Below are 22,777 nucleotides of genomic sequence, written 5' to 3'. Positions count from 1 at the left end.
GTCAGCTCGCCACGTGCGCGACGATCCGCTTGATCGTCTCGTCGTCGCGCAGGATCCGCCGGTGCCCCAACCCCTCGCTCATCACCAGCTCGGCGCCCGGCCAGGCGCGGGCGATGCGAGCGCCGTCGGCGTGGTCGGCCTCTTTGTCGTCCCGGTCGCTGAGCACGAGCGTGACGGGCAGCGGTCGACCCGTGTTGGCGGCCCGCAGCGGGACGTCGAGGTCCGCCAGGCGGCGTGACGCGAGGACCTGCATGCGGACCTCGAACCGGTGCCGGGTCCGCTCGCTGAAGCCGAGCGTGTGTGCGAAGCCCTCGATGTAGGTGGTGGGGTCGGCCAGCGGGGTGACCAGGACGAGGCGTTCGGTGGGGGTGCCGTCGAGGACGGCGAGCGCGCTCGCGGCGGCCCCCATCGAGTGGGCGACGACCGCACGGGCCGGTCCGTGCGCGGCGATCACGGTGTCGAGCGCGGACATCATCTCGGGCAGCGTCGTGCGCCGTCCGCCGAGCTCGCCCGGGCCGGACTCGCCGTGCGCGGGCGCGTCGTAGGCGACGACGCGCAGGCCGGCGTCCACCAGCGGCCCGACGAGCGGGCGCAGCTGCCCACGGTGGCCGCCCCAGCCGTGCACCAGGTAGACGGTCGGGCCGTCGCCGAAGATCTGCCCGGCGATCGGGCCGCTGCGGAAGGCGGTGCCGCCGGGGATCGTCGTGCGGTCCTTGGTGCGGGTGGGCGTGCACCACAGGCGGAGCGCGGCGCGGGCCACGAGCTCGGGCGCGACGCGGTCGAGCGCGCCGACGACGGAGCGGACGGCGGGCGGGATCGGCGGGAGCTGCGTACGAACGGTCGTGCTTTTTTCGGGCGACGATGCGGCCATGAGAGGTCCTCCAGGGATGGGGTCAGCGCAGGAGCGACTGGAGCAGCCGCTCGAAGGTGTACCGGGTGTGGGCCTCGGCGGCCGGGTCGTGCAGGAGCCTGCACGCGTGGAAGTGCGCGAGCATCAGCCCGTGCAGGTCGTGCGCGAACTGCTCGGGCGCCAGGTCGTCGCGGAACGCCCCGTCCTTGGCTCCCGAGCGGTACATCTGCGCGAGCGAGTCGAGCAGGTCCCAGTGGTCCTTGACCACCAGGTCACGGACGGGCCCCGGCTGGTCGTCGAACTCCGCGGCCGCCGAGACGAACAGGCAGCCCGACGCGCCGGACGACGACGTGACCAGCCACCGCTCGAACAGGGTGCGGACCCGCGGCTCGCCGCGCGGGGCCGCGAGCGCCGGCCGGATCACCTGGTCGACGAAGTGCTCGCGAGCGCTGCCCAGGACCGCGAGCTGGAGCGCCTCCTTGGACCGGAAGTGCGCGTAGAGCCCGCTCTTCGACAGCCCGCTCGCGCTGGCCAGGGTGCCGATGGTCAGACCGGCCACGCCGAGGCGCCCGGCGATCTCGACCGCCTGGTCGATCACCGCCTGCCGCGTGGCGTCGCCCTTGCTCATGGCACATGACTACCACAAAGAGCACGGTCGTGCGCTAGAGGGCCATGACTCCGACACCCAGCGACGCGGCCGCGACACACAGCAGCAGGGAACCGAGCGCGTTCGCGGTCGCACGGCGCACCTCCCCCGCCTCCACCAGCCGGACGGTCTCCACCATCGCGGTCGAGAACGTGGTGTACCCGCCGCAGAAGCCGGTCGCCGCGACGGCGAGCCAGGTCGGTCCGAGGTCGTGGAAGAGATGGGCGCCCGTGAGCAGGCCGATCAGGAGCGAGCCGCTCACGTTGACCACCAGGGTCGCCAGCGGGAACGTGCGCGTCCAACGGGTGCGCACCGCACCGTCGACGACGAACCGTGCCGCCGCACCCACACCGCCGAGGGCGGCCACCAGCAGCAGGATCACGACGCCTCGTCCGGGCCCGGCAGCCGCTGGTGCCGCCACCGGTGGTGCCGGGAGGCGAGGACGATCCCGGCGACGCACGCGACCAGCCCGAGCACCACGCTCAGCACGCCGTAGAGCAGCCCCATGGTCACCTGGCCCGCGGCGAGCAGCCGCTCGATCTCGATGGCGAGGCTGCTGAACGTCGTGAACCCGCCGAGCACCCCGGTCCCCGCGGCGAGCCGGACCAGGCGCCCCCGCCGCGACTCCTCCCCTCGGCGGAGCAGCGCCTCGAGCAGCGCACCGAGGAGCAGGGAACCCAGCAGGTTCTCGACGAACGTCGCCGTCGGCCACCCCGACGGCGAGGTCCCGATCGTCTGCGTCAGGACCCACCTCACGGCCGTCCCCACGGCACCGCCGACCGCGACGACCGCGACCAGACGCGGGTCGAGGTGCGGCGGTCGGGTCACGGGGCCCCCTCCGGCGACACCGGGACGATCGTGACCGGGAACGGCTGGGTGTGCGCGAGGCGACCTGCCGTCGAACCGCCGATCAGGTGGTTCATCCAGCCACCGACGCCGGGACGCCGGCTGCCGATCACGATCTGCGCCGCACCGGTCTCCCGCGCGACCCGGGCCAGGGCCCGGGACGCCTCGCCCACCGTGTAGACGAAGCGCCAGGTGACGCCCGAGCCCTCGAGATGAGCCGCGAGCTGCTCCGCCATCGCGGTCTCCGCGACTCCGTCGCCGTCGAGTCTGTCGGCGTGGTCCGGGTCCAGCGGGGTGGTGACGAGGGTGCCGTCCGGCTCCTCGGCGACGAGGGTCCGCGCGGGGTCGGCCCAGACGCACACGAGCGAGGCGCCCATCGCGCGGGCCAGCGCAGCCGCACCGAGGACGACAGTGGGCGACTGCCTCGGCAGCACCCCGACGACCACCGTCGGCGTGCCGGGCACCGGGGTGCCGTGCCACGGGTGCGGGGCGGAACGCGTCACCCGCCGAGGCTACGCGGGAACACAGGAACGCCAGCGGAGGTTGCCCACCACCATGACCACTATCGGATTCATCGGCGCCGGCCACATCGGCGGCACCCTCGCGCAGCTCGCGATCACCCAGGGCTACGACGTCGTCGTCAGCAACTCCCGCGGCCCGGAGACCCTGACCGACCTGGTGGACCAGCTCGGCGACCGGGCGCGGGCCGGCACGTCCGCGGAGGCCGCCGAGGCCGGCGACGTGGTCGTCGTGACCATCCCGACCAAGAACGTCAAGGACGTCCCTGTCGAGCCCCTGGCCGGCAAGGTCGTCATCGACACCAACAACTACTACCCGCAGCGGGACGGTCAGATCCCGGCCCTCGACGACGAGTCGACGACCGTCTCGGAGCTCCTGCAGACCCACCTGCCGACGTCGCACGTCGTCAAGGCGTTCAACCACATCACGTCCGCTGACCTCGCCACGCAGGGCGCCCCCGCCGGTACGCCGGACCGTCGCGCGCTCGCGGTGGCCGGCGACTCCGACGACGCTCGCGCCGCGGTGGCGGAGCTCATCGACGAGCTGGGCTTCGACACGGTCGACGTGGGCCCGCTCGCGGAGGGCTGGCGCTACCAGCGCGACACCGCGGCGTACGTGCAGCGGTTCGACGCCGACGGGCTGCGCGCCGCGCTGGCCCGGGCGGTGCGCTACCGCGACATGTGAGACGGACGGCCTGCGCTCCCCTCCGGGCGCAGGCCGTCCGTCCCGTCACCTCGCAAGAGGCGCAGCGAGCGCCCCTGATACGTCATTTCCCTCGCCGGGTGCGTCGGGGCGGACGTAGCGTCCGGCTCATGGACCTCCCCCGTCACCACCCGATCCGCGCGAGCAGCGTCGTCGCGCTGGTGCGGCGCGCCTGATGGACCCGTCGGCCGTGCAGGCCTACTACGCCGCGAAGAGCCACCACGAGCGCGACCGCCTGCTCTCCGCGGAGGGCCTCCTCGAACGCGTGCTCACCACCCGGCTCCTGGAACCCCACCTCGACGCCCCCGGCCGGGCGCTCGACCTGGGCGGCGGCACCGGCCCGTACTCGGTGTGGCTCGCCGAGCTCGGCTGGGACGTGACGCTGGCGGACCTCTCCCCTGAGCTGCTCGCCATCGCCGAGTCCTCGCTGCCCGCCGGGACGGTCCGCGAGGTCGTCCAGATCGACGCCCGGGACCTGTCCCGCTGGGGCGACGCCACCTTCGACGCGGTCCTGAGCCTCGGCCCGATGTACCACCTGACGACGGCACCCGACCGCGCCCGCGCCGCGCAGGAGCTCGCCCGCGTCACGCGACCGGGGGGTCTGGTCGCCGTGGCGCTCATGCCGCGGTACGTGTCCGTCCGCCGGCTGGTGTCGCTGGCCGACGAGCGGTGGCAGCTGGCCGACCCGGCGTTCCAAGACCGGCTGCTCGACGACGGCGTGCTCGAGAACGCCGTGCCCGAACGGTTCACGCACGTCTACGGCGTCGAGCCGGCGCAGGTCGCGCCGTTCTTCGAGTCGCACGGCTTCGCGACGGTGTCGCTGGCCTCCACGCACGGCTTCCTCACCGGCGTCGAGGACGGGTTCGAGGCGCTGCGGACCGAGCACCCCTCCGCGTACAGCCGGCTGCTCGACCGGCTCGTCGCGACGGCGTCCGACCCCGGCGTACTCGCTACCGCCGGCCACCTCCTCTACGTCGGGCGCCGGCGTCAGGTCCCGACGAGCCCCGACTCGTAGGCCGCGATCACCAGCTGCACCCGGTCGCGGCAGCCCAGCTTGCGCAGCGCCTCCGAGACGTGGGACTTCACGGTCGGCTCGGCGATCCAGAGCTCCGCGCCGATCTCCGCGTTCGACAGACCGCGCGCCACCGCCCGCATGATCTCGAGCTCCCGAGGTGTCAGGTCCGCGATCCCGGTCACCGCGACCGGCGACGACCGGGCGGTGAAGTCCTCGACCAGCCGCCGGGTGACGGTCGGCCCCAGCAGCATCGAGCCCTCCGCGACCATCCGCACGGCCTCGACCAGCCGGTCCGCCGTGACGTCCTTGAGCAGGAAGCCGCTGGCCCCGGCGCGCAGGGCGTCGTAGACGTACTCGTCCAGGTCGAACGTCGTGAGGATCAGCACGCGGGTCGACGGGTGCTCCGCGCTGATCCGGGCCGTGGCGGCGATCCCGTCGAGGACCGGCATCCGCACGTCGACCACCGCGACGTCGGGCTTCTCGGCGGCGACCAGACGCAGGAGCTCTCGTCCGTCCTTCGCGGCCCCCACCACCTCGAGGTCCGGCGCAGCCCCGATGATCGCCGCGAACCCCTGCAGCACGACCGGCTGGTCGTCGGCGACGACGACGCGGGTCATGCAGGCACCTGGATGTCCAGCACGAACTCCCCGTCGGCGACCACGGCCGTCATCGTGCCACCCAGCGCCTCCACCCGTTCGCGCATCCCGATCAGGCCGCGACCCGCGTCGGCAGCACCGTCGGCCGCGTTGGTCATCCGGAAGCCGACGACGGTGTCGGACTGCCTCCGGGTGATGGTGGTCCGGCTCCCCGGGGCGTGCCGGCGGGCGTTGGTCAGCCCCTCCTGGACGGCGCGGTAGAGCACGTAGCCCGCGGCCGGCGGGACCTCGCGCCACGCACCCCCGAGCTCGATCGCCTGCCCTGCCGCGACCGCGCCCGACACCAGGTCGTCGACGTCGCACGCCGTCGGCTGCGGGGTGCGCTCGGTCTCGTCGGACGTGCGCTGCAGGACGATGAGGACCTGACGCAGCTCGGTCAGCGCCTCGCGGGCGTCCTGGGCGATGTCCGCCAGCACCGCGCGCGCGTCGTCGTCCAGGCCCGGGTGCAGGAAGGGCGCCGACTCCGCGCGGACCGCGACCAGCGAGACGTGGTGGGCGACGACGTCGTGCAGGTCCCGGGCGAGCCGGGCACGCTCGCCGGCGAGGGACTCGACCTGCAAGGCGTGCCGCTGCGCAGCGGCGACGCCCTCCTCCCGCGACCGGGACCGCTGGACCGAGCCGATCAGCGCCGCGATGCCGACCGTGATGGCGATCGCCAGGAAGTACGCGACGAACGCGTACGTCTCGAAGTCGTCATCGATGCCCGACGTGACCGCTCCGATCGGCAGGTAGGCGGGGATCTCGGTGCTGCAGTACTGCACCGCGATCAGGAGGGCGACACCTGCCGGGACAACCGCGCGCGACACCCCGTCCAGCGCCGCGAGGGCGGCGATGCCCAGCAGGCCGAGCCACCAGCCCCAGACGAACCCGCCCATCCACGGCACGAACAGGAAAGGCAGGAAGGCGAGCGCAGTCGCCCAGACGGTCCACCGGCGGGCGAGGACGACCCCCGCCAGGACGCTGAGACCACCGATGACGCCGTACCCGGACGGCGTCGGCGACGAGACGTACGAGTACCCGCCGTCCAGCACGGTGAAGTCGCGGATGCCAGGCGTCATCAGCAGCAGGACCCCCACCACGGTCGCCACCGCGATCGACGGCACCCACTCGCGCCAGCGGAACGTCGTGACGGGGCGGCTGCCGGTGAGCACTGCGGTCGTCATGGCGTCATCGTGGACCCTCGGCCCGCGTGACCACCTCAGCCGCGCGTCGGAGACCGATGTCCGCCTCCGGTCGCGGCTCCCCCACGCCGACGGGCCCGCCCTGGCGCATGATGGAACCAGTCACCCGCACGTCCTCGAGGAGTCCTCCGTGTCCCTGACCGTCCCCGCCCTGCTCACCCCCTCCGCCGGCGCCCCGTTCGAGCGCGGCACCGTCGAGCGCCGCGAGCTCGGCGCGCACGACGTCCTCATCGACATCGCGTACGCCGGCATCTGCCACTCCGACATCCACCAGGCCCGCGAGGAGTGGGGCAGGGCGATCTTCCCGATGGTCCCCGGGCACGAGATCGCCGGTGTCATCTCCGCCGTCGGGTCGGCCGTCACCAAGCACGCCGTCGGCGACCGTGCCGGCGTCGGGTGCTTCGTCGACTCCTGCCGCGAGTGCGAGATGTGCCTGGCCGGCGAGGAGCAGTTCTGCCTGCGCGGGAACGTCGGCACGTACAACAGCAAGTCGTACGACGGGTCGCCCACCTACGGCGGCTACTCGACGCAGATCGTGGTCGACGAGAACTACGCGCTGCGCATCCCCGAGGGCATCTCGCTCGACGTCGCTGCACCGCTGCTGTGCGCCGGGATCACGCTCTACTCGCCCCTGAAGCACTGGGGTGCGGGTCCGGGCACGAAGGTCGCCATCGTCGGCATGGGTGGGCTCGGGCACATGGGCGTCCAGCTCGCGCACGCGCTCGGCGCCGAGGTCACCGTGCTGAGCCAGTCGCTGTCCAAGCAGGCCGACGGGCTCGCGCTGGGCGCCGACCACTACTACGCGACGAGCGACCGCCAGACGTTCCGGGACCTGCGCCGGTCGTTCGACCTCATCATCAGCACCGTCGGCGCGGACATCGACGTCGACGCGTACCTGTCGCTGCTGCGGTTCGAGGGGTCGCTGGTGTTCGTCGGGCTGCCCGAGAACAAGCAGTCGTTCCGCGTGTTCTCGCTCACCGGGGCCCGTCGGAACCTGTCGGGGTCCAACATCGGCGGCATCCGCGAGACCCAGGAGATGCTCGACTTCTGCGCGGAGCACGGGATCGGCTCGGTGGTCGAGACGATCACGGCCGACGACGTCGACAAGGCCTACGACCGCGTGGTGAACAGCGACGTCCGCTACCGCTTCGTCATCGACACGTCCACGATCCCGGCGAGCTGACCGACGCGGCCCGACGCGGACCGCGCGAGAGCGGCAGCTTCCGACGAGCGCGGCAGTCTGAACTGCCGTCCGCGTCGCAGACTGCCGTTCTCGCGCGCGGTCAGCGAGGCAGGCCGAGGGTCGTGACGACCTCCCGGAGCAGCTGCTCGTAGTACGCGTCCGCGGGACTGACCAGCGGGCGGAGCTGGCCGAAGACCTCCATCACCGTGAAGCCGTGGACGCGCACGAACGCGTCGACGGCCAGCGCGATCGCGGGTGCGGGCAGCGGGTAGGACTGCCGGGCGGCCAGGGCGTCGAACCCGGCGGCGGTGCCGTCGTCGAGGGTCGCCGCGCGGGCGGCCAGCACGTCCGCGTCGACCAGGCCGCGCTCGTACGCCGTCGCGAAGAGGCCCATGATCCGGCTGCCGGGCCGGACGGCGACCGCGACCGTGCGTTCCGCGGGCGCGTGGTAGCCGGGCACGGGCGCGCCGAACGCCAGACCGAACTGCGCGGGGTGCGCGAGCGACCACGCCCGGTACGCGCGCAGCCCGGCGGTGATGGCCCCGGGGAGGTCGTCGGGACCCACCTCGTCGACGGCCGCGTCCACCGCGTCGGCGTGCTCCGTGAACGCCTCGACCAGCAGCTCGGTGAGCAGGTCGTCGCGGCTGTCCACGTAGCGGTAGAGCGCGGACACCGCGAGGTCGAGGTCACGGGCCACGGCGCGCAGCGTGACCCCCTCGACGCCGGCCTGCTCCAGGTGCGTGCGAGCGGAGCGCAGGATCGCGTCGGTCGTCTCCTGACGACGACGCTCGCGGACGGTGGCAGCCATCCGCGCAGCATAAACGAGAACACTGTTCTTGACTTCTCGCCGCGTCGCGAGAACACTGTTCACACAAGAGAGAACAGTGTTCTCGTTTCCGTCGTCCAGGAGCCCGCCATGGTCAGCGACCGCCGCACCGCCGCCTTCTCCCTCATCGCCTCCGGCACCCTCGCCCTCGTCGCGAGCATCGGCCTGTCCGTCACGTTCGGCTGGCCCGACGTCCTCGACGCACCCGCCGCCGAGGTGCTGCCCGCCTTCGCGGAGATCGCCTCGACCGTGCAGGCGCTGTTCCTGATGCAACTGGGCGGCAGCCTCGTGCTCATCCCCGGGGTCATCGCGCTGCACCTGCTGCTCGCCCGCAGCCGCGGCACCGACGCCGCCCTCCTCACCGTCACCGCGTTCGGCGTGCTCGCGCCCGTGGTCCAGAGCCTCGGCTGGATCCGCTGGCCGCTGGTCGTCCCGGGCCTGGCCGACCGCTACCTCGACCCGTCCGCCTCCCCGGAGACCGTCGCCGCCACCGCCGCCACCTACGAGCTGGTCAACGCCTACGCCGGCGGCGCGCTCGGCGAGAACCTGGGCTGGCTGCTGCAGGGCGTCTGGGCCGTCGGCCTCGGGGTCCTCGCGTGGCGCGCCGCCGACGTCGCTCCGGCCTGGCTGCGCCGCACGCTCGCCGTCGTCGCGATCGCCTGGGCCGTCACCCTGGTCCCCGCCGGCTGGCTCGCGTCCGACCCGCTCACCACGATCGGCTCCTCCATCTACTCGATCTGGTACCTGGCCCTGCTGGTCCTGGGCGTCGTGCTGCTGCGCGCACCCTCCCGAGACCGATCCCTCGCCGCCGCCTGACCCTCGCCCCCGAGCGCGATACTTCGCGACGAGCGCGGCACTTCCGACTGCCGCGCTCGTCGCGAACTGCCGCGCTCGTCGCCGTCCCGCCTACGGTGAGCCTGTGGATCCCATCCAGAGCGTTGCGCCGCCGCTGCGTGGGCGCGTGATCCTGTCGCAGGACTGGGTGCGGGCCAGCTTCCTGCACTGGCGGGTGGCGCCCGACGCCGTCGCGCCGCTGCTGCCCGCGGGGACGCGGCCCGACGAGTTCGACGGGTCCTCGTGGGTCGGGCTCATCGCGTTCCGGATGGAGCGGTTCACGCTGGTCCCCGGACCGGCGCTGCCGTACATCGGCAACTTCCCCGAGATCAACGTCCGGCTCTACACGGTCGACGACGAGGGCCGGCGCGGCGTGCTGTTCCGGTCGCTCGAGGCGTCGCGGGCGGTCACCGTGCTCGGCGCACGGACCGTCATGAACGTGCCGTACCAGTGGGCGCGGATGTCGATCCGCCGCACCGACGACGCGATCGACTACCGCTCGACGCGGCTCACCGGTGACCGGCCGTCGTCGCGGATCGTCGTCCGGCCGTCACGGTCTGCCGTCGAGGGAGACCCGCTCGCCGACTTCCTCACCGCTCGCTGGGGCATGCACACCGTCCTGCGAGGGCGGACCCGGTTCGTGCCCAACGAGCACGAGCCGTGGCCGCTGCGGCGGGCGACCCTCGTGTCGCTCGACGACGAGCTCGTCGCCGCCGGGGGGCTGCCCGGGGTCGCCTCCCGCCCGCCGGACTCGGTCCTGTACTCCCCGGGCGTGCACGCGCGGTTCGCGATGCCGCTCTAGCCCGGGGTCGAGGCCAGCGCCTCGCGCAGGACCTGGATCGCCTTCGGTCCGACGCCGTGCAGCCGGAGGAGCCCGTCGAGGTCCACCTCCCGGACGTCGTCGAGCGTCGTGATCCCCTCCAGCGCGAGCGCCGCCGTGGCGGCCCGTCCGATGCCGCGCGGCAGCGGGGTGGGTGGTGGCGTCGGGTCGACCATGGGTCGAGATTCTCCCACCGGCATCGCGGCCGTCCTGGAGCGCGCACGCGCCGAGGCGCCCCGCAGCGGGTGCTGCGGGGCGCCTCGTCGGTGGTGCGTCAGTCCTGCGGCGTCGCGTCGCCCGCGAGGATCAGGTACAGGTCCCGGCGTGCACGGTCGAGGACCTCCAGGGCTTTGGTCGCCTGCTCGTCGGTCCCCGTGCGGGCGACCTGGTGAGCCGCCGCGCCGAGCGCCTCCAGGGCTCCGCGCAGCGCGCGACCCGGGGAAGCGGGCCGGCTCGCGGCGTCCTCCCACGGGCTGCCGAGCTGCTCGGCGTTCTGGGTGACGTAGGTGCCGCCCGCCTCGGTGAGCGTGGCCATCTTGCGGCCGGACTCGGAGGTGATGGCGATGAGGCCCTCGTCCTCGAGGAGGTTGAGCGCCGGGTAGATGGCGCCGGGGCTGGGCCGCCACGTGCCGCCCGACCGCTCGCCGATCTGCTGGATCAGCTGGTAGCCGTGCATGGGCTCCTCGGCGAGGAGCAGCAGGATCGCGGCGCGGATGTCGCCGCGCCCGGCGCGCCGGCCGGGACCGCGACCGCGGCCGCCGGGGCCGAAGCCCGGGCCGCCGAAGCCAGGTCCGCCGAAGCCGGGACCGAAGCCCGGGCCGAAGCCGGGGCCGCGTCCGCGGTGCTCGTGGTGCTCGTGCGGGAACGCGCCGCGCGGTCCGCCGCGGCGCGGGTCGAAGCCCTCCTCGTAGGGGGCCTCGGGGAAGTCGCCGCGACGGCGGCGGGTGCGGCCGCGCTCGGCGGTCGGGTCGGGGGTGGTGCTGCGGAAGGGGTGGTGGGGGTGTCGCATGAGGTGTCTCCTGACGATGTGGGTCGCGGCGTCCGGGAGGTCGTGCGATCTCGACCGGATGACGTAAAGATATATCGCTGATCTATCTTTGACAACCCCTAGCGATACATCGTCCTCAGAGCCGCGCGAGCACCGCACCGCCGTGCACCCCGAGCACCTGTCCCGTGGTCCAGCCACCCTCGGGCGAGGCCAGGTAGGAGACGGCCGCGGCGACCTCCTCAGGCGTCCCCGGCCGGCCCATGGGCACGCGTGCCAGCCGGCGTGCGTACTCGGCGTCGGCGAGCCGGCCCGCCCAGAACTCCGTGTCAGGCACGAACCCGGGCGCGACCGCGTTGACCGCGATCCCGTCGGCCGCCACCTGCGCCGCGAGGCCCGTGACCCACGAGTTGATCGCCGCCTTCGCTGCGCCGTACGAGCCCGCACCGCGCAGGGCGGCCACGGAGCTCATCGCGATGATCCGACCGCCCGGTCGCGGCATCGCGGGCAGCAGCGCCTCGCCGAGCAGCACCGTGGTCAGCACGTTCAGCCGGAACTCGTCGACCCACAGGTCCGCCTTCGCCGCGAGGCTCCCGTCGCGCGGTTCGAGCGACCCGCCCGCGTTGAGCACGAGGACGTCCACGGCACCGAGCCGCTCCGCCAGAGCGGCCACCTCGGCCGGCTCGCGCAGGTCCGCGACCTCGACCCGCATCACCCCGGCGGCGGCCTCCTCGAGCACCTCCCGACGCCGCCCGACGATCACCACGTCGTGCCCGTCGGCCAGCAGCCTGCGCGCCACCGCGGCTCCGATCCCCGTCCCGCCGCCCGTCACCACCGCAGTTGTCATCGGACCAACCAAACACTGTCGTGCGACTCTGTCGATCGGTGCGCGCGGCGTGCGTCATGGGCACGACCGACGACGACGAGAGGACGACCATGACCACCGAGTACATCGTCGCGCTGTACGGCGACCAGACCGTCTGGCACGGCGACGACGTTCCGGACCGCATCCCCGGTCACCGGGTGCACGAGGCGTTCGCCCGCGCGTGCTCCGACGGCGGGCACGTCATCCGCGACAGCGCCGAGCTCCACCACTCCGTCTCCCGGGTGGTGCGTCTGCGGGACGGTCGCACGTCGGTGACCGACGGGCCGTTCGCAGAGCCGACCGAGGTCCTCGCCGGCTTCTACCGGATCGCGACCGACGACGTCGACGGGCTGGCCGTGCTCGTCGGCGAGCTCATCCGCGGGACCGGCGAGGTGGCCGAGATCCGCGAGTCGATCGCACCCCCGGACGGCCTCTAGGCGGAGGTCGTCTGCGCGAGCTGGATGAGGTTCCCGCAGGTGTCGTCCAGGGTCGCGACGACGACCGGCCCCATGTCCGTCGGCGGCTGCACGAACCGCACGCCAGCGGCGGTCAGCCGGTCGAACTCCGCCTGGAGGTCGTCGACCCCGAAGGACGCGGCCGGGATGCCGTCCTCGACCAGCGCGGCCTTGTACGGACCGACCGCCGGGTGCCCGCTGGGCTCCAGGAGCAGCTCGACGCCGTCCGGGGCGGCCGGCGAGACGACCGTGAGCCAGCGGTCGTCGCCGCCGAGCGGGATGTCGTTCTTCACCTCGAACCCCAGGAGGCGGGTGTAGAAGTCGAGCGCCGCGCTCTGGTCGTCGACGAACACGCTGGTCACGGTGATGCGGATCATGGGGACTCTCCTTCGTCGGGGACGGGCCAGCGCGTGGCGATCTGCCGCAGCGGCCCGGTGTCGAGGTGGTGGAACTTGTAGCGGCCCTCGCGGCGGACGGTCACGAGCCCGGCCTCCTCGAGCACCTCGAGGTGCTGCGAGACGGCCTGCCGGGTCGAGCCGAGCCCGTGCCTCATGGTCAACCGGGTGCACAGCTCGAACAGCGACTGCCCGTCACGGTCCTGGAGCTCGTCGAGGATCGCGCGACGCGTGGCGTCGGCGAGTGCCTTGTAGACGTCGGCTGCCACCCGACCTGTATAGGCAAGCCAGTACTTGCCTGTCAAGGGCTGTCGATTCGGGGAACCCTCGCGCGTCATCACCCCGACAGGCACAGTGAGCACATGAGGGAGATGACGTCATGACAGACCGGTGGACACTCTTGCTCTGGGGCGACGAGTCCGTCTGGGAGAACGCGACCCCGGAGGTCCAGGAGCGCGCGATGGGCGAGCACGGGGCGTTCTCGGAGGCGTGCGAGGCTCGCGGCTACCGCATCGTCGGCGGCGAGGAGCTGGGATTCTCCAAGAACGCCGTCACGGTCCAGCGCCCCGACGGAGGGGACCTCACGATCACCGAGGGTCCGTACGTCGAGCTGGCCGAGCACGTCGGCGGCTACTACGTGATCGAGACCGACGACGTCCAGGGCCTCGCCCGGCTCGCCGGGGAGCACCTGTTGACCGACGGCGGCGGCATCGAGCTGCGCCCGGTCATCGTGCACGACGCATGAGCGCGCAGACGTTCGTCGTCCTCATGTACGCCACGGAGGGCGACTGGGACAACGCCGACGAGGCGACCAAGGCCGAGTACTACCGGCAGCACGGCGACTACGACGACCGGGCGGCCGACTTCGGCGTGACGTTCCTGGCCAGCGAGGCGCTCCAGCCCGTGGCCACGGCCGTGACGCTGCGGCGCTCGGGCGACGACGCGGAGATCACCGAGGGGCCGTTCGCGGAGACGGTCGAACAGCTCGGGGGCTTCTACCTGGTCACCGCTCCCAGCCGCGAGGCCGTGCTGCAGCACGCGATGCTGCTGCCGGAGTACACGATCGAGGTCCGGGAGATCGCGCAGATGTGAGCCGCCCCCCACGGCTGTCGGTGCTGTTCACGGTCCCGGCGCGTCCGCTACGTTCGTCGCCGCGGACGTGGCCTCGTCCGTCGACGCGTGAGGGGGCTGCGTGACGCGGATCGTGGAGATCAGCGCTGAGGGTGTGGCGGGGGTGCGGGCGGACCTGGTCGCGACCCGGGACGCGTTGGAGGGGCTGGGTCCGTTGCGGTCCCGGGCCTCGGCACTCGGGGTCTCCACGACCGGGTTCGACGAGGCCCTGGGCATCGCCGACCGGCTCAACACGACGGTCCTGCCGGTGGTCGACACCCACCTGACCCGCGCCCGCACCCTGGCCGACCTGCGCTACGGCGGCACCCTCGGCCCGGTGATCCCGGTGGTCGACGACGACCCCGACCCGCTCACCCAGGTCCCCGCCTACACCCAGACGGCGTTGGCCACCGGGGGCACGGTCCTGACCTGGGGACCCGAACCGGCCGAGGACCAGGAGGCCGACCAGGCCGACACCGAGAAGTCCCAGGGCATCGGCGGCTGGTTCTCCGACCGGTGGGACGACGTCACCGACGCCGTCGACGAGGGCACCGACTGGGTCGCGTCCACCGCGTCGGACGCGTGGGAGTCGGTCACCGACGCCGGCGCGGCGATCTCCGACTGGTGGGAGTCGACCACCGCCGACCTGGGCGGCTGGATCGATCAGAACCTCGCCGGGCTGCGCGACTGGATCGGTGAGCACGTCGGGCTGTTCCGGTTCCTGGCCTCCGCGTGCCGGGTCATCGGCTGGATCCTGGTCGTGGTCGGCCTGATCCTGACCGTCGCCCTGGCCATCATCGGCGCGATGGGCGGGGCCGCGATCGGGGCCGTGTTCGGGTTCGGCGTCGGGGCCGTACCCGGCGGCGCGGCCGGTGCGGCGGCGGGGGCCGCGTTCGGGCTGAAGATCCTCGGCGTCGGGTTCACCCTGGTCTCGGTCGGGGACTTCCTGGACGTGGTCGCCGACTGGGGCGAGGGCAAGATCGACGGCCAGGACCTGGTCAAGCAAGGCACCCTCGAGCTCGCCCTGGCCATCACCTCCCTGATCGGCGTCGGCATCGTCGGCAAGATCCTGCAGAAGACCTTCAAGCACCTCCCCGCGTCCTGGCGTTCGTGGCTCGAGGACCTGCTCAAGAAGAAGCCGCAGGACAACCGCACCTGGCGCGGCAGCGGGACCGCCGACGACCCCGTGGTGTTCGAGTACAGCAACCCCGCCGAGGCCTTCCGCACCAGGGCCGAGCCGACCAGGGCGGACCTGGACGGTCTGGGACCGCACACGGACTACCCGGCCGGCAGCGAGGAGCACATGCTCGCGCGCTGGCAGCTGTACCAGACGAACGGCTCCAACCGGCTGACGTGGGAGCAGTGGCGGGACCAGTACATCCGCAACCAGGGCAACAAGCCGCGCGGCGACGCGTTCGAGAACGCGGTCTACGAGCTCGACGAGTACTCGCCCGACGAGTGGACGCGCAACACGTCGGTCAAGGACGCCAGCGGCGTCGACCGCAACTACGACGTCGTCAACATCGAGGACCAGATCGGCGTCGAGATCAAGTCGGGGAACACCATCGACCCGGCGCAGCTGGCGAAGGACCAGACCCTCGTCAACGCCAACTGGACGATCCGGTACGTCTTCGGCAGCCAGCCGTCCGCCGCGACCATCCGCAAGCTCGACGAGGCGGGCATCGAGTGGAGGGTCGTCCACAGCGAAGCCGTGGTCAGATAGTTGCCCTACGGCGCGCGGGTGCCGGTCGACGGGAGGTCGTAGTGAAGGACGAGCAGTTCGAGGACTGGCTGGAGGCCATGGATCCTCGCCTGGCGCGGTTCGAGGACTTCCTCATGCCGAACTCCTGGACGAAGGGCTTCACCCGCGAGTCGCTGGAGGAGCTCGAGGACTACATGCTGACGCGGTGGCCCGACCGGGAGTCGTTCCAGAACGAGGGCGACTCGGACTGGATCGACGGCGCCATGCGGTACATCGGCGAGGCGATCCTGCGGGTCGCCGGCGGCGGGTGGCACCTCGACAACACGCCCGACGTCGTCTTCCGCGGTCAGCCCGTGGTCCGTCCCGACACGCTCCACGGCTTCCCGATCTCGCCGTACAACCAGATGGGCCTGCTGCTCAAGCGCCGCACCGGACAGGAGCTGGGCAAGCTGTACGACGGTCAGCTCCGCGAGGTGCAGCGACGCCGGGACGTCGAAGGGCCCGACTGGGCACCGAAGCGCCTCCCCATCCCCGGCTACACCGCACCCGACGACGACCCGGGCGACACCCCCGAGCGCGACGCGTGGGCCGCGCAGGTGGACGACCGCATCGCGGCCCTGCGGGCGCACGCCGGCGCGGACGGCACCCACCTGGACCTGAGCCCGGAGTCGCTGACCGCCCTCGAGCAGCTCGCGCAGGTCGACCTGACGGCGGCGGACCTCGATGTCCGCTCACCCGAGGGAGCCGAGGTGGTGGCCCGGTACGCCAGCTACCTCGGTGCCGTCCTCCTGCAGCAGGCACCCGGTCGATGGATCCTGCGACCGGGCGAGCCCGGGACCGACCCCTTCGTCGGACGACCCTTCGTCAAGCGGCGCGACGACAACGGCATCTGGCGCGCCGGGCACGTCCACTCCGCGGCGGAGCACCTCGCGCAGGAGCCCGACCCGGGCATCTTCGCCCGGGTGCTCCACGCGTACGCGGGCTGACTGTCGATCACCGCCGCACTCGCGCGTCATCGGGGCAGCGGGACGCACCAGGCGTCCTCCGACCAGCAGGAGCTGAGATGGCCGAGTTCACCGTCGTGCTCTACCGCGACGACGCCCGTGACGCCGCGCTGACCGCCGAGGAGCGCGAGCGCGCCTACGCCGCCCACAGCGGGTTCCAGCAGCACTGTGCCGACCAGGGGTGGGAGATCGTCACCACCCGCGCGCTCGGCGTCGCCGCGCGGGCGCGGTCGCTGCGGTCCGACGGCCGCGCCGGCGTCGTCGTCACCGATGGCCCCTACGCCGAGACCGCGGAGCAGGTGGCCGGGTTCTACCTGGTCGCCCGCACCTCGCTGGAGGCGCTGACAGAGGCGGCGTCCGCGCTCGTGCTCAACGGTGAGTCCGTCGAGATCCGCCGCACCGTGCGGTTCGTCGACGGTCTCCCCGTGGACGGCGACGACGCGCTGACCGCGTCGTGAGGTTCCTCGTCCTGGCGTTCGGGTCCGCCAACCTGCCCGGCGGTCTGACCCTGGGCTCCGTGGACACCGCGACGTCGGTGCAGGACCGTGCCCTGCGGGACGGCCCGTTCGACGGTCCCGCGTCGGCGCTGACCGGCATCCAGCTGCTCGACGAGCCGGACCTCGACGCCGTGCTCGACGGGCTGCCCGCGGTCGGCACGTTCGAGGTGCGACCCCTGGCGTGACGACCTCCGACCTGCCGACGCACGCCTGCGGCACGCGTGCTTCCGTTACGTTCGTGGACATGGCGACGTCGGCACAGCACCGCGCCCGGGGGGCCGCCACGTCCGGGGAGCGGCCCGCACGGTGACCCCCTCCGACGACGCCCTCGCCGACGCCTGGCGCGCCCACTGGTCACGCCTGATCGGCCTGCTGATCGGCCAGTTCGCGCGCCCCGACCTCGCCGAGGACGCCGTCTCCGACGCCTTCGAGTCGGCCGCGCGGCACTGGCCCGTCGACGGCGTCCCGACGAACACCGGCGCCTGGCTCCTCACGGCCGCGCGCCGCCGAGTCCTCGACCGTCTCCGCTCCGAGGCGGTCGCCCGACGGAAGGAACCGTTGATGGTGGTCGACGACGAGATGCGCGCCGCCGCCGCGGCCGTCGTCGACCCCGGCGCCCACGTGGCCGACGAGCGCCTCCGCCTGATCTTCGCCTGCTGCCACCCCGCGATCGCACCCGACGACCGGGTCGCCCTGACCCTGCGGTTCGTCGTCGGGCTCACCACGACCGAGATCGGCCGGCTCCTGCTCGTGCAGGAGTCGACGATGGCCGCCCGCCTGACCCGCGCCAAGAAGCGGCTCGCCTCCTCCGGCATTCCCTTCGCGACGCCCGCCGCGGAACGGTTGGACGAGCGCCTCGACGTCGTCGCGACCGTCGTCTACCTCGCCTTCACCTCCGGCTACCACCCGGGGGTCGGCGCCGAGCCGCTGCGCGTGGACCTCGGCGACGAGGCCATCCGCCTGCTGCGCGTGCTCGACTCGCTCCTCCCGGACCGCGCCGTCGTCCGATCCTTGCTCGCCCTCCTGCTCCTGCAGCACTCTCGCCGCGACACCCGGCTGGACGAGTCAGGTGCGCTGGTCCTGCTCCCGGACCAGGACCGCACCCGCTGGCACCGCGACGAGATCACGGAGGGCGTGGCGCTGCTGAGCTCGCTCGCGGACGCTTCGCGGTCGACCGCCGACCCGGCCGGCCACCAGTCGCGCCTCGCGACGGAGTACCGGTTGCAGGCGCTCATCGCGGCCGAGCACGCCACGGCTCCGACGGCGGCGGACACGCGCTGGTCCGTCATCGCCGACCTCTACGCGCAGCTCGAGGCGCTCACGGGCTCACCCGTCGTCCGGCTGGCCCGCTCGGTCGCGGTGGCCGAGGCGGACGGTCCGGACGCCGGCCTGCAGCTGCTCGACGGCCTCGACGACGCCCTCCCCCGCCACCACCGGGTCCCCGCCGTCCGCGCCGAGCTCCTCCGACGCGCCGGCCACCCGACCGCGGCGGCGGCGGCGTACCGCGCGGCCCTGTCCTTGGTGACCAACCCGACGGAACGCACCCACCTGGAGTCGCGCCTGGCGGACCTGGAAGCCTGAGCCCATCGCCCGACGAGCGCGGCACTTCTCCGTCCTCGTGGGCGCCGCGGCGGGTCAGCCCAGGAGCAGGAGGACCAGGAGGGTCACGTTCAGCGCCACCACCAGGCTCACCACCAGGAGCAGGGTCGCGTGCAGCCAGGGGCCGTTGCGGTGGGTGCCCATGACCGCGCGGTTGCGGGTCAGGGCGACCAGCGGGATCACCGCGAACGGGATACCGAAGCTGAGCACCACCTGCGAGAGGACGAGCGTCCAGGTCGCGTCGGCGCCGACCGCCAGCAGGACGATCGCCGGGATCAGGGTGACGACGCGGCGGACCAGCAGGGGGATCCGCTTGTGGATCAGCCCCTCCATGATCGTCGCGCCCGCGTAGGCACCGACGGAGGTGGACGCCAGGCCCGACGCGAGCAGGCCGATGGCGAACGCGATCGCGATGCCGAGGCCGAGCGCGTCGGCGATGGCGTCGTAGGCGCCGGGGATCGAGTCGGTGCCGGGGACGCCGCGCAGGCCCGACGCGGCGAGCAGCAGGAGGCCGATGTTCACGGCGCCCGCGACGGCCAGCGCGATCCCGACGTCCCAGCGGGTCGACCGCAGGATCTCCCGCAGCGTCGCACCGGTCGGCCGGCCGTGCCGGTCCCGGGCGAGGGCCGAGTGCACGTAGATCGCGTGGGGCATGACGGTCGCGCCCAGCATCGACGCGGCGAGCAGGACCGAGTCGGTGCCGTCGAAGCGCGGGACGAGGCCGGACAGGACACCGCGGGCGTCGGGCGGCGACACGACCAGCCCGGCGAGGAACCCGACGGTGATGACGGCGAGCAGGGCGATGATGACGTGCTCGAACCGGCGCTGCCCGTACCGGTTCTGGGTGGCCAGCAGGAGCAGGGACACGACGCCGACGATCAGCCCGCCGAGCGGCAGCGGGACACCGAAGAGCAGGTAGAGGGCGATGGCGCCGCCGACGACCTCCGCGATGTCCGTCGCCGCCGCGACCACCTCGGCCTGCATCCAGAACGCCAGCCGCGGGGCGCGCCGCATCCGCTGGCCGAGCACGCCGGGCAGCGAGTCGCCGGTGACGAGGCCGAGCTTCGCGGACTGGTACTGGACGAGGACGGCCATCGCGTTCGCCGCGACGAGCACCCACAGCAGCAGGTAGCCGTACCGGGCGCCCGCGGTGAGGTTCGCGGCGACGTTGCCCGGGTCGACGTAGGCGATGGCCGCGACGAACGCGGGACCGAGCAGCAGGGGGGCGCGACGAGGACGGCGCGGGGTGGTGACCTGGACGGTGTCGTCCGTGGCGCTGCTTGTCATGGCTACCCTCAGGAGAAAGTTCGGCTGTCCGAACTCATGCTAGCGGAGCCGTGGAACGTGTCGAGACGAACCGCGGTCAGATGCGACCTGCGACCCGCCTCGCCGACGGGTCGTCACGCCGCCGCGGGGACCTCGCGCTCCCAGCCGTCGGAGGTCGGGTGGAACCCCACCCGCTCCAGGTACGCGCTGGACTCGGGGGCGGACGACCCACCGACGACGAGCCGACGGAACCCGTGCGCGGCGAACACCCCGCTGTCCCGGTACACGAACTCGCCGGGCGTGAAGTCCCGGTACCGCGGCGTCACGTAGTCCAGGTCGACCCGGCCGACCCCGTCCCCGGCGGACCGCACGACGACCGCGCCGACGAGCTCGTCGCCACGCACGACGACGAACGCGGCGGACGGGGCGGGATCGGCAGCGACGAACGCGGGGTGGAACCGGGCGATGTCGGGGGCGTGGGTGTCGAGCAGGTGACGCAGCACGGAGTCGTCGGCGGGGACCTCGAGGACGCCGTAGGCCTCCGCGTCGTGCCGCTCGCGGTGCAGGCGGAACAGCCAGTAGACGTCGATGACCGCGATGACCCCGTTCATCACGGCGAACGGCCAGATCCCGACGATCGCGTTGTACGCCGTGGCGATCACGGCCCCGACGAGGTTCAGCCAGCGGAAGCGCAGCACCCGCGCCTGCGTGAGCGAGACGATGACCAGCAGCGAGCCGGCCCAACCGACGATCTCCAACCACACCATCCCGCGAGAGTAGCGACGCACGGGGACCGGCCCGCTGGAGAGGTTCGGCAAAAAGGGCTCGCCACCGCGCAGGGACAGGCGGATCGTGGACGTCATGACGACGTGGTCGATCCGTGAGGTGCCGGTGACGGACACGCCCGACGGGGCGTGGCTCCTGCACGGCTACACGGCGGCGATGAACGACGTGCTGCTCGACGCGTGGGGCAACCGCGACTTCGAGCGGACCGCCACCGAGATCCTGGGGTCGATGCGCGACCAGCACTACATCCGCAAGCCGCGCCTGGTCGCGCTCGCCGACGACGCGCACGACACCCCCGACCCGGACCGCGTGCTCGGCTACGCGATGGTGAACCTGCCGTTGCAGGACAACACCCACACGGCGCAGGTCGAGGTCGGCGTGCGGCCGGGGCACCGCCGGCGGGGCGTCGGGGCGTCGCTCTACGACGCGTGCCTCGCCCTGGTCCGCGACGACGGCCGGACCACCGTCACGGCCGCCACCGACCAGCGGGCCGAGCCCCCGGAAGGTCCCGGCACGCTCGCGGCGACGACCGGTGTCGGCCGTGTGGAGGCCGATGCCGAGGGCTCGCGCTTCCTGCTGAAGCGGGGCTTCGCGCTGGAGCAGGTCGAGCGCTACTCGGTGTTCCACCTGCCGTTCGACGCCGACGCCGTCGCACGCCAGCGCGCGGACGCCGAGGCGCACGCCGGTCCCGAGTACCGCATCGTGACCTGGCAGAGCCACGTGCCGGAGGAGTGGGTCGACGAGTACGCGGTGCTCAACACGCGCATGAGCACGGACGCGCCCCTCGGTGGTCTCGACCTCGAGGAGGACGTCTGGGACGCCGAGCGGATCCGCATCACGGAGAAGCAGTACGCGGAGCGCGGGCTCGAGCTCCTGATGCTCGCCGCGGAGCACATCCCCACGCACACGCTCGCCGCGTTCACGGGGTTCATGACGATCCCCAACTCGGACGAGTTCGTGCACCAGGACGACACCCTCGTGATCAAGGAGCACCGCGGCAAGCGCCTGGGGATGCTGGTCAAGACGGCGAACCTGCAGCGCCTCGCGGCGGAGCGACCGAAGGTGCGGCGCGTCGGCACGTGGAACGCCGAGGAGAACTCCTACATGCTCTCCATCAACGTGGCGCTGGGGTTCCGCCCGGCGGGCGGCTCCGGGGAGTGGCAGCTCAAGCTGAGCTGACGCGCGACGACCCGCGCGGGACCGCCATCGCCCACCAGCGCGACCACCGCTCGCGGATCTGCTCGAACGTCTCGTCGTCGAGCCCGTAGGTGGACAGGATCGCGTCGACGGTGCCGTGCGGGGGCGTGTGCGCGGCGGGGGTCTCCTCGAGGACGAGGAACATCTCGGAGATGCCGTGCAGGCGCAGGCCGAGCTGCAGGGGCGTCTCGTAGACGAGCGTGCCGCCGAGCAGCGTGCCGTCGGGCCGGCGCGCCTGCACGTGCCCGCCGATCGGTACCCCGCGGATGCCGACGAGACCGGCGCGGTCGAGCAGGCGGTCGGAGCGGTCGCCGGACGGCAGCCCGAACATCGTCAGGGTCCGCCGCTCCTGGTCGGGGTGCACCGTGAGCGCGAACTGCAGCTGGTGGGCGTTGGCGATCCAGGCCTCGTCGGCCTCGTCGCGCACACCGTCGAACGTGGCCATGCCCTCGTGGCTGCGCCGGGTGACCGTGAGCCGCGTGCGGTGGGGCTCGTGCGCGGCGGACCGTAGCGTCAGCCGGTCGTGGTGGGGCCAGCTCAGCGTGTGGATGCTCGCGTCGCCGACGACGTCCTGCTTCTCGACGGCCGTGTCGACGAAGGCGCGGACCTGGGCGTCGAGGCTGTCGTGGTCCCACCCGTACCAGCGGCGCACCAGCGCCGGGTCGCGCAGGTAGGCCCACACCTTCGACAGCGGCACGGGGATGTCGACCGACACGACCTCACGGAGCTCCAGCGTCATCGCCATCACCTCGGTGCTCGAAACCTGCTCGCCCACTCGACCGGATGCTTCCGACCGTAGTCCGCTCCGGCCCCGACCGCGATCAGGCGTCAGGCGTCT

30 protein-coding genes are annotated in these 22,777 nt (G+C 72.9%); 14 read left to right on the top strand and 16 right to left on the bottom strand.

Annotated features, from left to right (window positions below):
• Position 1: 1 nt before the first annotated feature.
• Genes CTE05_RS13950 through CTE05_RS13930 form a run of 5 tightly spaced genes read right to left on the bottom strand, consistent with a single transcriptional unit; the run spans position 2 to position 2,845 of the window.
• Positions 2–871, bottom strand: a complete 870-nt coding sequence (locus CTE05_RS13950) for an alpha/beta fold hydrolase (protein ID WP_146846920.1) — start codon at positions 869–871, stop codon at positions 2–4.
• 22 nt (positions 872–893) lie between these two features.
• Positions 894–1,478, bottom strand: coding sequence for a TetR/AcrR family transcriptional regulator (locus CTE05_RS13945; RefSeq protein WP_056594677.1), 585 nt, complete (start codon positions 1,476–1,478; stop codon positions 894–896).
• 34 nt (positions 1,479–1,512) lie between these two features.
• Entirely contained in the window at positions 1,513–1,878 is a 366-nt protein-coding gene (crcB, locus tag CTE05_RS13940) for a fluoride efflux transporter CrcB (protein ID WP_146846919.1), read from the bottom strand.
• Positions 1,875–2,324 (bottom strand): FluC/FEX family fluoride channel, encoded by a 450-nt coding sequence (locus CTE05_RS13935; RefSeq protein WP_146846918.1) that lies wholly within the window; start codon positions 2,322–2,324, stop codon positions 1,875–1,877. Before CTE05_RS13935 ends, crcB begins: the two co-directional genes overlap by 4 nt.
• Complete coding sequence (locus CTE05_RS13930) at positions 2,321–2,845, bottom strand: universal stress protein (protein ID WP_146846917.1); 525 nt, start codon at positions 2,843–2,845, stop codon at positions 2,321–2,323. Before CTE05_RS13930 ends, CTE05_RS13935 begins: the two co-directional genes overlap by 4 nt.
• A gap of 52 nt (positions 2,846–2,897) precedes the next feature.
• Here CTE05_RS13930 and CTE05_RS13925 point away from each other — a divergent pair, with 52 nt between their 5' ends.
• Positions 2,898–3,545, top strand: a complete 648-nt coding sequence (locus CTE05_RS13925) for an NADPH-dependent F420 reductase (RefSeq protein ID WP_146846916.1) — start codon at positions 2,898–2,900, stop codon at positions 3,543–3,545.
• Between the two features lie 193 nt (positions 3,546–3,738).
• Positions 3,739–4,578 (top strand): class I SAM-dependent methyltransferase, encoded by an 840-nt coding sequence (locus CTE05_RS13920; RefSeq protein ID WP_146846915.1) that lies wholly within the window; start codon positions 3,739–3,741, stop codon positions 4,576–4,578.
• Here CTE05_RS13920 and CTE05_RS13915 read toward each other — a convergent pair.
• Together CTE05_RS13915 and CTE05_RS13910 are read right to left on the bottom strand one after the other, a co-directional pair.
• The gene (locus CTE05_RS13915) at positions 4,551–5,195 is read right to left on the bottom strand and encodes a response regulator (protein ID WP_146846914.1); all 645 of its coding nucleotides are present in this window, start codon (positions 5,193–5,195) and stop codon (positions 4,551–4,553) included. The two genes, CTE05_RS13920 and CTE05_RS13915, sit on opposite strands and share 28 nt — an antisense overlap.
• A complete protein-coding gene (locus tag CTE05_RS13910; RefSeq protein WP_146846913.1) occupies positions 5,192–6,397 on the bottom strand; it encodes a sensor histidine kinase in 1,206 nt (401 codons plus the stop codon). Before CTE05_RS13910 ends, CTE05_RS13915 begins: the two co-directional genes overlap by 4 nt.
• A gap of 148 nt (positions 6,398–6,545) precedes the next feature.
• Here CTE05_RS13910 and CTE05_RS13905 point away from each other — a divergent pair, with 148 nt between their 5' ends.
• A complete protein-coding gene (locus tag CTE05_RS13905; protein WP_246123617.1) occupies positions 6,546–7,598 on the top strand; it encodes an NAD(P)-dependent alcohol dehydrogenase in 1,053 nt (350 codons plus the stop codon).
• 100 nt (positions 7,599–7,698) lie between these two features.
• Here the strand turns inward: CTE05_RS13905 and CTE05_RS13900 are convergent, their stop codons facing one another.
• Positions 7,699–8,406: a TetR/AcrR family transcriptional regulator gene (locus CTE05_RS13900; protein WP_146846912.1), complete on the bottom strand. Its 708-nt coding sequence runs from the start codon at positions 8,404–8,406 to the stop codon at positions 7,699–7,701.
• 108 nt (positions 8,407–8,514) lie between these two features.
• Between CTE05_RS13900 and CTE05_RS13895 the strand changes: the two genes are divergently transcribed.
• Together CTE05_RS13895 and CTE05_RS13890 are read left to right on the top strand one after the other, a co-directional pair.
• Positions 8,515–9,240: a DUF4386 family protein gene (locus tag CTE05_RS13895; RefSeq protein ID WP_146846911.1), complete on the top strand. Its 726-nt coding sequence runs from the start codon at positions 8,515–8,517 to the stop codon at positions 9,238–9,240.
• A gap of 103 nt (positions 9,241–9,343) precedes the next feature.
• Positions 9,344–10,060, top strand: coding sequence for a YqjF family protein (locus tag CTE05_RS13890; RefSeq protein WP_146846910.1), 717 nt, complete (start codon positions 9,344–9,346; stop codon positions 10,058–10,060).
• Here CTE05_RS13890 and CTE05_RS13885 read toward each other — a convergent pair.
• From CTE05_RS13885 to CTE05_RS13875, 3 genes are all read right to left on the bottom strand, one after another.
• Positions 10,057–10,254 (bottom strand): helix-hairpin-helix domain-containing protein, encoded by a 198-nt coding sequence (locus CTE05_RS13885; protein ID WP_222595486.1) that lies wholly within the window; start codon positions 10,252–10,254, stop codon positions 10,057–10,059. The two genes, CTE05_RS13890 and CTE05_RS13885, sit on opposite strands and share 4 nt — an antisense overlap.
• A gap of 98 nt (positions 10,255–10,352) precedes the next feature.
• Positions 10,353–11,087 (bottom strand): PadR family transcriptional regulator, encoded by a 735-nt coding sequence (locus CTE05_RS13880; protein WP_146846908.1) that lies wholly within the window; start codon positions 11,085–11,087, stop codon positions 10,353–10,355.
• Positions 11,088–11,202: 115 nt separating this feature from the next.
• Positions 11,203–11,910: an SDR family NAD(P)-dependent oxidoreductase gene (locus tag CTE05_RS13875; RefSeq protein ID WP_146846907.1), complete on the bottom strand. Its 708-nt coding sequence runs from the start codon at positions 11,908–11,910 to the stop codon at positions 11,203–11,205.
• Positions 11,911–11,999: 89 nt separating this feature from the next.
• Between CTE05_RS13875 and CTE05_RS13870 the strand changes: the two genes are divergently transcribed.
• On the top strand, positions 12,000–12,365 hold the full coding sequence (locus CTE05_RS13870) for a YciI family protein (RefSeq protein ID WP_186814868.1): 366 nt from the start codon (positions 12,000–12,002) through the stop codon (positions 12,363–12,365).
• Here the strand turns inward: CTE05_RS13870 and CTE05_RS13865 are convergent.
• Both CTE05_RS13865 and CTE05_RS13860 read right to left on the bottom strand, forming a co-directional pair.
• Complete coding sequence (locus CTE05_RS13865; protein WP_146846959.1) at positions 12,362–12,757, bottom strand: VOC family protein; 396 nt, start codon at positions 12,755–12,757, stop codon at positions 12,362–12,364. The two genes, CTE05_RS13870 and CTE05_RS13865, sit on opposite strands and share 4 nt — an antisense overlap.
• Positions 12,757–13,047 (bottom strand): ArsR/SmtB family transcription factor, encoded by a 291-nt coding sequence (locus CTE05_RS13860; protein ID WP_246123615.1) that lies wholly within the window; start codon positions 13,045–13,047, stop codon positions 12,757–12,759. The genes CTE05_RS13865 and CTE05_RS13860 overlap by 1 nt, the downstream gene beginning before the upstream one ends.
• A gap of 110 nt (positions 13,048–13,157) precedes the next feature.
• Between CTE05_RS13860 and CTE05_RS13855 the strand changes: the two genes are divergently transcribed.
• The 7 genes from CTE05_RS13855 to CTE05_RS13830 all read left to right on the top strand — a co-directional run bounded on the left by CTE05_RS13855 (position 13,158) and on the right by CTE05_RS13830 (position 18,672).
• Positions 13,158–13,523: a YciI family protein gene (locus CTE05_RS13855; protein WP_146846904.1), complete on the top strand. Its 366-nt coding sequence runs from the start codon at positions 13,158–13,160 to the stop codon at positions 13,521–13,523.
• A complete protein-coding gene (locus tag CTE05_RS13850; protein ID WP_146846903.1) occupies positions 13,520–13,870 on the top strand; it encodes a YciI family protein in 351 nt (116 codons plus the stop codon). The genes CTE05_RS13855 and CTE05_RS13850 overlap by 4 nt, the downstream gene beginning before the upstream one ends.
• A gap of 100 nt (positions 13,871–13,970) precedes the next feature.
• Positions 13,971–15,611, top strand: coding sequence for a hypothetical protein (locus CTE05_RS13845; protein ID WP_146846902.1), 1,641 nt, complete (start codon positions 13,971–13,973; stop codon positions 15,609–15,611).
• A gap of 41 nt (positions 15,612–15,652) precedes the next feature.
• Complete coding sequence (locus tag CTE05_RS20325; RefSeq protein WP_186814867.1) at positions 15,653–16,576, top strand: hypothetical protein; 924 nt, start codon at positions 15,653–15,655, stop codon at positions 16,574–16,576.
• Positions 16,577–16,653: 77 nt separating this feature from the next.
• Entirely contained in the window at positions 16,654–17,052 is a 399-nt protein-coding gene (locus CTE05_RS20320) for a YciI family protein (RefSeq protein WP_186814866.1), read from the top strand.
• Positions 17,049–17,276 carry a hypothetical protein gene (locus tag CTE05_RS13835; protein ID WP_146846900.1) on the top strand — a complete coding sequence of 76 codons (228 nt, stop codon included), beginning with the start codon at positions 17,049–17,051 and terminating at the stop codon, positions 17,274–17,276. The genes CTE05_RS20320 and CTE05_RS13835 overlap by 4 nt, the downstream gene beginning before the upstream one ends.
• A gap of 121 nt (positions 17,277–17,397) precedes the next feature.
• Entirely contained in the window at positions 17,398–18,672 is a 1,275-nt protein-coding gene (locus tag CTE05_RS13830) for an RNA polymerase sigma factor (RefSeq protein ID WP_146846899.1), read from the top strand.
• A gap of 54 nt (positions 18,673–18,726) precedes the next feature.
• On the opposite strand, the gene CTE05_RS13825 is transcribed toward CTE05_RS13830, so the two are convergent.
• A complete protein-coding gene (locus CTE05_RS13825) occupies positions 18,727–19,977 on the bottom strand; it encodes an Nramp family divalent metal transporter (RefSeq protein WP_146846898.1) in 1,251 nt (416 codons plus the stop codon).
• Between the two features lie 113 nt (positions 19,978–20,090).
• A complete protein-coding gene (locus CTE05_RS13820; RefSeq protein ID WP_371863374.1) occupies positions 20,091–20,819 on the bottom strand; it encodes a hypothetical protein in 729 nt (242 codons plus the stop codon).
• On the opposite strand from CTE05_RS13820, the gene CTE05_RS13815 reads away from it, so the two are divergent.
• Positions 20,818–21,921, top strand: a complete 1,104-nt coding sequence (locus CTE05_RS13815; RefSeq protein ID WP_146846897.1) for a GNAT family N-acetyltransferase — start codon at positions 20,818–20,820, stop codon at positions 21,919–21,921. The genes CTE05_RS13820 and CTE05_RS13815 overlap by 2 nt on opposite strands.
• Here CTE05_RS13815 and CTE05_RS13810 read toward each other — a convergent pair.
• Positions 21,908–22,678 carry a hypothetical protein gene (locus CTE05_RS13810; RefSeq protein WP_146846896.1) on the bottom strand — a complete coding sequence of 257 codons (771 nt, stop codon included), beginning with the start codon at positions 22,676–22,678 and terminating at the stop codon, positions 21,908–21,910. The genes CTE05_RS13815 and CTE05_RS13810 overlap by 14 nt on opposite strands.
• Positions 22,679–22,777: the final 99 nt, after the last annotated feature.

This window comes from Cellulomonas terrae, assembly GCF_007990265.1.
Classification (GTDB): Bacteria; Actinomycetota; Actinomycetes; order Actinomycetales; family Cellulomonadaceae; genus Cellulomonas; species Cellulomonas terrae.
The sequence above is the reverse complement of the archived record's forward strand: the minus strand, read 5'-3'. Positions and strand labels throughout refer to the sequence as shown.

Excerpts from the sequence above, each read along its gene's own strand:
- CTE05_RS20320 (WP_186814866.1), top strand. The coding sequence starts at position 16,654 with ATGGCCGAGTTCACCGTCGTGCTCTACCGCGACGACGCCCGTGACGCC.
- CTE05_RS13825 (WP_146846898.1), bottom strand. The coding sequence starts at position 19,977 with ATGACAAGCAGCGCCACGGACGACACCGTCCAGGTCACCACCCCGCGC.
- CTE05_RS13855 (WP_146846904.1), top strand. The coding sequence starts at position 13,158 with ATGACAGACCGGTGGACACTCTTGCTCTGGGGCGACGAGTCCGTCTGG.
- CTE05_RS13920 (WP_146846915.1), top strand. The coding sequence starts at position 3,739 with ATGGACCCGTCGGCCGTGCAGGCCTACTACGCCGCGAAGAGCCACCAC.
- CTE05_RS13950 (WP_146846920.1), bottom strand. The coding sequence starts at position 871 with ATGGCCGCATCGTCGCCCGAAAAAAGCACGACCGTTCGTACGCAGCTC.
- CTE05_RS13880 (WP_146846908.1), bottom strand. The coding sequence starts at position 11,087 with ATGCGACACCCCCACCACCCCTTCCGCAGCACCACCCCCGACCCGACC.
- CTE05_RS13945 (WP_056594677.1), bottom strand. The coding sequence starts at position 1,478 with ATGAGCAAGGGCGACGCCACGCGGCAGGCGGTGATCGACCAGGCGGTC.
- CTE05_RS13815 (WP_146846897.1), top strand. The coding sequence starts at position 20,818 with ATGACGACGTGGTCGATCCGTGAGGTGCCGGTGACGGACACGCCCGAC.
- CTE05_RS13910 (WP_146846913.1), bottom strand. The coding sequence starts at position 6,397 with ATGACGACCGCAGTGCTCACCGGCAGCCGCCCCGTCACGACGTTCCGC.
- CTE05_RS13915 (WP_146846914.1), bottom strand. The coding sequence starts at position 5,195 with ATGACCCGCGTCGTCGTCGCCGACGACCAGCCGGTCGTGCTGCAGGGG.
- CTE05_RS13895 (WP_146846911.1), top strand. The coding sequence starts at position 8,515 with ATGGTCAGCGACCGCCGCACCGCCGCCTTCTCCCTCATCGCCTCCGGC.
- CTE05_RS13885 (WP_222595486.1), bottom strand. The coding sequence starts at position 10,254 with ATGGTCGACCCGACGCCACCACCCACCCCGCTGCCGCGCGGCATCGGA.
- CTE05_RS13875 (WP_146846907.1), bottom strand. The coding sequence starts at position 11,910 with ATGACAACTGCGGTGGTGACGGGCGGCGGGACGGGGATCGGAGCCGCG.
- CTE05_RS13870 (WP_186814868.1), top strand. The coding sequence starts at position 12,000 with ATGACCACCGAGTACATCGTCGCGCTGTACGGCGACCAGACCGTCTGG.
- CTE05_RS13850 (WP_146846903.1), top strand. The coding sequence starts at position 13,520 with ATGAGCGCGCAGACGTTCGTCGTCCTCATGTACGCCACGGAGGGCGAC.
- CTE05_RS13925 (WP_146846916.1), top strand. The coding sequence starts at position 2,898 with ATGACCACTATCGGATTCATCGGCGCCGGCCACATCGGCGGCACCCTC.
- CTE05_RS13820 (WP_371863374.1), bottom strand. The coding sequence starts at position 20,819 with ATGACGTCCACGATCCGCCTGTCCCTGCGCGGTGGCGAGCCCTTTTTG.
- CTE05_RS13810 (WP_146846896.1), bottom strand. The coding sequence starts at position 22,678 with ATGACGCTGGAGCTCCGTGAGGTCGTGTCGGTCGACATCCCCGTGCCG.
- CTE05_RS13900 (WP_146846912.1), bottom strand. The coding sequence starts at position 8,406 with ATGGCTGCCACCGTCCGCGAGCGTCGTCGTCAGGAGACGACCGACGCG.